Origin of the sequence: Corynebacterium variabile (assembly GCF_006539825.1) — a bacterium.
Classification (GTDB): domain Bacteria; phylum Actinomycetota; class Actinomycetes; order Mycobacteriales; family Mycobacteriaceae; genus Corynebacterium; species Corynebacterium variabile.
In genome coordinates this window covers 22,814-29,105 of sequence record NZ_BJNT01000010.1, presented here as the reverse complement: position 1 = coordinate 29,105, position 6,292 = coordinate 22,814, and the positions used below count along the sequence as shown (strand labels likewise).

The following is a 6,292-nucleotide window of genomic DNA, read 5'->3' as shown; positions in this document are numbered from 1 at the left end:
AGACAAGAGAGCCCCGTACCTCAGGTACGGGGCTCTCGCCATACCGTGGTTCGGTTGCCCGGGGCATCGCAGCACATCTGCGTCAGGCACGGATCGCAGGTTCTGTGGCACAGGATCGACGATCCGTGCCTGACGCAGATCTGAAGCCCCGGAGTCCGGGGGTGCCGCCGCTCGCATCCGGGGGGTGGGGTGGCCGAGGTGCAGTCGGTTCTGCGCCCGGTTTCCCCGCAGGTAGGCTGATCGACGGACACCGGGTATCAGTTCTGTTGTCACCCCCTGTATTCCACGCTGATGACGGTCGGGGAACTTCCCGTCCGTACGCTCCGACTACTGGAGCGGGCCGGTCCCCGGCCTCCGCAGTCCGGCCTGTTCCGACGAAAGGACATCATGACCCGTTTTTCCCGCCTGGCCGCCGCCCCCGCGCTTGCCGGGGCACTGATCCTGGCCCCCGCCGTCGCCGGCGCAGGTTTCCTGCCGGCCGCCGTCGCCCATGACGCAGTGGTCGGGTCCACGCCGGAGGACGGTGCTGTCCTGGACGCCGCACCTGACCGGATCGAGCTGGAGTTCTCCGCGAACCCGCGTGACACCTTCAATACCGTCGCCCTCTCCAGGGACGGCGAGGTGCTGGTCACCGAGACCCCCGAGATCGACGGCAACCTCCTTTTCATCGATGTCCCCGACGATGTCGACATGACCGACGGCGAGTACACCGTCGGATTCCGGATCACCTCGTCGGACGGGCACCCCACCGAAGGCAGCTACACCTTCACCCTCGACACCGGCGGAGACGCCGCCCGGGACGCCACCGACAGTGAGGACGGATCGTCCTCCGAGGACAGTGACGACGACGGGATCCCCGGCTGGGGGAAGACCGCACTCGGTATCGCCGGTGTCCTCGTGCTCGTCGGCGTCCTCGTGATGCTCATCGCCCGCCTGCGCTCCACCGACAAGTAGCCGTCAAACACACAACAGAAGGAACTGAACAGTGAAGACCCGCAAAGTCGCCACCACCGTGCTGCGTCGGACGGGCGCCCTGGGCGTCGCTGCCGCCCTCGCACTCTCCCTGGCAGCCTGTGGCGAGGATGACGACACCTCGAGGGACACCACCGGCACCAGTGCCGTCTCCGACATCAGTGCTGAGGGCCTGTCCTTTACCGACGGCTATGTCGGGGCCAAGACCGCCGACACCGGGATGACCGCGGTGTTCGGTGTGCTCACCAACACGACCGACGAGGACATCCACCTGACCGGGGTCTCCGGTGACCTGGCAGGGGAGTACCAGTACCACGAGGTCGTCGACGGTGTGATGCGGGAGACCGCGGACGGGATCACCGTGCCGGCAGGCGACTCATTCACCCTGGAACCCGGTGGCCACCACATCATGATCATGGACAGCTCCGAGGAGATCGCCGCCGGTGACGAGCTCAACCTGACGCTGACCGACGACAGCGGCACCACCTACGAGCTCAACGGCATTCCGGTGCGGGTCCAGCAGTCCTCCCACGAGGACTACGGCACCGACGGGGACGCCGGCATGGACCACGGCGACCACGACATGCAGTGACCAGACCTCACCAGTACGGACCCATCATGGACACGAACTTCCGCGTGACTCGGCGGGGCTTCCTCGCCGGCCTCGGCCTGGCATCCGCCACCGCTGCGGTCGGTGCCACCTCCGCCTGCGCTGACGACAGCGATCCCGCCCCGGTGCCGAACACCGACTCCACCGGGGCCACCCCGGACGCCACGGTCGCCTTCGACGGCCCGCACCAGGCCGGTGTCGCCACGCCGCTGCAGCGGCACAACACCACCGTCGCCTTCACCCTGCGCGACGGGGTGGACGTCGCGGGTATCCGTCGGCTGCTGCGCATCTGGACCGGGGACGCCCGTCGGCTCACCCAGGGCGAACCGGTACTCGCCGATCTCGAACCGGAGCTGGCGTCCGACCCGGGACGTCTCACCGTCACCTGCGGCTTCGGTCGGGGGCTGTTCGAGAAGGCCGGTATGACGGACAAGGCCCCTGACTGGCTGGCGCCGCTGCCGGAGTTCACCGGTGACCGTCTCGAGGCCCGTTGGGGCGACCGCGACCTCGTGCTCCAGATCTGCGGTGAAGACCGCACCACCGTCTCCCACGCCCTCCGCGTCCTCGTCCGTGGCGGCGCCGACTATGCCCGTCCCTCCTGGTCGCAGACCGGGTTCCTCGACATCCCGCGGGGTGCCGACGGCACTCCGGGCACCCCTCGTAACCTCTTCGGATTCAAGGACGGGACCGTCAATCCGCGCAGCGACGTCGAGTTCGACGACCAGGTCTGGATCGGGGAGGACGCCGCCTCCCACCCGTCCCAGACCGGTGGTACCTGCATGGTCATCCGCCGGATCGTCTTCGACATGCCGCTGTGGGAGTCCGCCGACCGGCCGACCCGTGAGACCTCGATGGGCCGCACCATCGTCGAGGGCAATCCACTGTCCGGTGAGAAGGAACATGACGAGCCGGACACGTCCGCCGTCGGCGTCGACGGGTTGCCGGTGATCGACCGCAATGCGCATATCGCGCTCGCCGGCGTCCACGACGGGGACACCCGTCAGCGGATGCTGCGTCGGGCGTACAACTACGATCTGCCGGTCACCCCGTCCTCCGCTGACGCGCTGCTGGACGCCGAGCCCGTCGCCCTGTCGGACACCGGCCTGATCTTCACCTGTTTCCAGCCGGACCCGCGGACCTCCTTCATCCCCGTCCAGCGACGCCTCGCGGCCGGCGACCGGCTCAACGAGTGGATCACCCATGTCGGATCGGCGGTCTTCCTCATTCCCGCGGGGACCGCGGAGGGGGAGTACTGGGGCGAGGCACTACTGGGTTGACCCGCCGGGTAGAGTGGTCCGGGAATTATGACTGTCACCAGGTATGTGACCGTCTTCGCCTGTTGTGTAAGGAGCACACCACCCGTGAGTGAATCAGCGCTGGACGCCGGCAACGGAATCGGAAACCCGGAGGTGACCGTCGCGACGGTGACCTTCACCGTGCCTGCCGGTGAGTCCGCCGGTGCCGCGATGCGTCCGCTGGAACTGCCGAACAAGGGCCCGGAGGCCATCGTCTGCGTGAAGGACGCCGAGGGTAACCTCCGCGACCTGGCCTTCACTCCGGATGTCGACACCGAGGTCACCGCGGTCGCCGCGAACACCGACGAGGGACGCGGCGTCATCCGTCACTCCTGCGCCCACGTCCTCGCCCAGGCGGTGCAGAAGGAGTTCCCGGGAACGAAGCTGGGCATCGGTCCGGCGATCGAGAACGGCTTCTACTACGACTTCGAGCCCGCCGAGCCCTTCACCCCGGAGGACCTCAAGAAGCTTGAGAAGTCGATGAAGAAGATCATCAAGTCGGGCCAGAAGTTCGAGCGCAAGGCCTATGACTCGGTGGAGGACGCCCGCCTGGAGTACCTCCAGGAGCCGTTCAAGCTGGAACTCGTCGACGACAAGTCCCGCGGAGACATCCCCGAGGGCGACGCCTCCGTCGAGGTCGGCGAGGGAGAACTCACCGCCTACTCCAACGTGAACCCGCGCTCCGGCGAGGTCGAGTGGTACGACCTGTGCCGCGGCCCGCACGTGCCCACCACCCGCTACATCCCCGCCTTCGCCCTGACCCGCACCTCCGCCGCCTACTGGCGTGGTGACCAGTCCAAGGCCGGCCTGCAGCGCATCTACGGCACCGCCTGGGAGTCAAAGGAGGCACTCGACGAGTACCAGACCATGCTCGCGGAGGCCGAGAAGCGCGACCACCGTCGTCTCGGCTCCGAGCTGGACCTGTTCAGCTTCCCCGACGAGATCGGTTCCGGGTTCCCGGTCTTCCACCCGGACGGCGCGACCGTCCGCATGGAGATGGAGGAGCACTCCCGCCGCCGTCACATCGCCTCGGGCTACTCCTTCGTCAACACGCCGCACATCACCAAGGGCGACCTGTTCAAGAAGTCCGGTCACCTCGACTGGTACGCCGACGGTATGTTCCCGGCCATGAAGCTCGACGAGGAACGCGACGCCGACGGCAACATCACCAAGCAGGCCGTCGACTACTACGCCAAGCCGATGAACTGCCCGATGCACAACCTGATCTTCGCCTCCCGTGGCCGGTCCTACCGCGAACTGCCGCTGCGGCTGTTCGAGTTCGGCACCGTCTACCGCTACGAGAAGTCCGGCGTGGTCCACGGTCTGACCCGTGCCCGCGGCTTCACGCAGGACGACGCCCACATCTACTGCACCGAGGACCAGCTCGAGGTCGAGCTGACCACCGTACTGGAGTTCATCATCTCCCTGCTCAAGGACTACGGTCTCGACGACTTCTACCTGGAGCTGTCGACCAAGGACCCGAAGAAGTTCGTCGGTTCCGACGAGGTCTGGGAGAAGGCCACCAACACCCTGCGCGCCGTGGCGGAGAAGTCCGGCCTCGAGCTCGTCCCGGACCCGGAGGGTGCCGCCTTCTACGGTCCGAAGATCTCCGTCCAGGCGCGCGACGCCATCGGCCGTACCTGGCAGATGTCCACCGTGCAGCTCGACTTCAACCTGCCGGAGCGTTTCGACCTGGAGTACACCGCCAGTGACGGCACCAAGCAGCGTCCGGTGATGATCCACCGCGCCCTGTTCGGTTCCATCGAGCGCTTCTTCGGCGTCCTGCTGGAGCACTACGCCGGCGCCTTCCCGGCCTGGTTGGCCCCGCACCAGGTCACCGGCATCCCGGTCGCCGACGAGTTCATCCCTTACCTGGAGGAGGTGACCGCCGAGCTGCGTGGTCACGGTATCCGGGCAGCGGTCGACACCTCCGACGACCGGATGCAGAAGAAGATCCGCAACCACACCACCGGCAAGGTGCCCTTCATGCTGCTGGTCGGTGGCCGCGACGTCGAGGCCGGGGCGGTCAGTTTCCGCTTCCTCGACGGAACCCAGGTCAACGGCGTCCCGAAGGAGGACGCCGTGCGGATCATCACCGAGTGGGTGTCCTCCCGCCGGAACGACCAGCCGTCCGGGGAGAGCGTTGACGCACTCCGCTGAGGACGCCCGGGGCACCAGGGACACGGTGACCGTCACGGGAGCCGGCGTCGATGACCGCCTGGCCAGGCTCTGGGCCCCGTACCGGTCGCTGTATGTCACGACGACGACAAAGCCGGAGGACCCCTTCGTGGATCTCCCGGCCGGGTCCGACGAGGACGGTCTCATCGTGGCGCGCGGGAACGAGGTCTTCTGCATCCTGAACCTCTACCCGTACAATCCGGGACACATGATGGTCATCCCGTACCGTCCGGTCGCCTCCTACGAGGACCTGACGGAGACGGAGACCGCGGAGTTCTCGGCCTTCACCAAGAAGGCGGTCCGGGTGCTGCGCCGGGTGTCGCATCCGGACGCGGTGAACATCGGCATGAATCTGGGGCGTGCCTCAGGTGGGTCGGTGCCGAACCATCTGCACCAGCACATCGTGCCGCGGTGGACCGGCGACGCGAACTTCATGACGGTGATCGACGGGACGAAAGTCCTGGTCCAGGCACTGTCGCAGACCCGGGAACTGCTGGCGTCTGCATGGCAGGAACTTGACGTGAACGACAGTACCGACGGTACAGAGGAGTCAGAGTAATGCTCAGTGTGCGAGGACGGCGTCCCGCTGCGGTGGTGGTCGAACCCATCGCCCGGCGACTGGTCTCGTGGGGGATCTCACCGAACACGGTGACGATCACCTCCACCGCGGTGGCCGTCGTCCTGTCGGTCGCGCTCATCCCCACCGGCTGGCATTTCCTCGCGGCGGTGCTGCTCGGTGTCGCTGTCGCCAGCGACATGATCGACGGCACCATGGCCCGGATGAAGGACGGTGGCACGCGCTTCGGCGCCACACTGGACGCCACCTGTGACCGCATCACCGATGGTGCCCTGTTCGGGGCGATCGCCTGGTGGATGGCCTTCCAGGACGATCACGAACCGTACAAGGGTCTGTTCGCCTGCGCCCTGGTCATCATGGTCGCCAGCCAGGTCACCTCCTATGTCAAGGCACGGGCCGAGGCCTCGGGCATCAAGGTCGACGGTGGTCTCATCGAGCGGCCCGAGCGACTCATCATCGGTCTGGTCGCACTGGGGCTCTCCGGGCTCGGCGTGCCCTACATCCTCGGAGCCGGCTTGATCATCCTGGCCCTGGGCTCGGTGTACACCGTCATCGAGCGGCTGGTCATCGTCGGTAAGTCGGATCTCGCCCGCGAGACCATCGCCCCGCCCACCGGGGCGAAGGACTTCCCGGACGCCGATCCCGCCGAGCAGTAGGAGG

The 6,292-nt window shown here is 67.1% G+C and carries 6 protein-coding genes; all 6 read left to right on the top strand.

Translation table 11 applies throughout. The features are described 5' to 3' along the window. Positions 1-387: 387 nt before the first annotated feature. On the top strand, positions 388-954 hold the full coding sequence (locus CVA01_RS07170) for a copper resistance CopC family protein (protein WP_082796401.1): 567 nt from the start codon (positions 388-390) through the stop codon (positions 952-954). 31 nt (positions 955-985) lie between these two features. Beyond that, positions 986-1,564, top strand: coding sequence for a copper chaperone PCu(A)C (locus tag CVA01_RS07165; protein WP_073883672.1), 579 nt, complete (start codon positions 986-988; stop codon positions 1,562-1,564). Between the two features lie 26 nt (positions 1,565-1,590). Continuing rightward, the gene (locus CVA01_RS07160; RefSeq protein WP_014010079.1) at positions 1,591-2,859 is read left to right on the top strand and encodes a Dyp-type peroxidase; all 1,269 of its coding nucleotides are present in this window, start codon (positions 1,591-1,593) and stop codon (positions 2,857-2,859) included. A 189-nt stretch (positions 2,860-3,048) separates the two neighbouring features. Continuing rightward, complete coding sequence (thrS, locus tag CVA01_RS07155; RefSeq protein ID WP_244938191.1) at positions 3,049-5,037, top strand: threonine--tRNA ligase; 1,989 nt, start codon at positions 3,049-3,051, stop codon at positions 5,035-5,037. Then, a complete protein-coding gene (locus tag CVA01_RS07150) occupies positions 5,021-5,614 on the top strand; it encodes an HIT family protein (RefSeq protein WP_073883674.1) in 594 nt (197 codons plus the stop codon). The genes thrS and CVA01_RS07150 overlap by 17 nt, the downstream gene beginning before the upstream one ends. After that, a complete protein-coding gene (gene pgsA, locus CVA01_RS07145; RefSeq protein ID WP_073883675.1) occupies positions 5,614-6,288 on the top strand; it encodes a phosphatidylinositol phosphate synthase in 675 nt (224 codons plus the stop codon). The genes CVA01_RS07150 and pgsA overlap by 1 nt, the downstream gene beginning before the upstream one ends. The last annotated feature ends 4 nt before the right edge of the window (positions 6,289-6,292 follow it).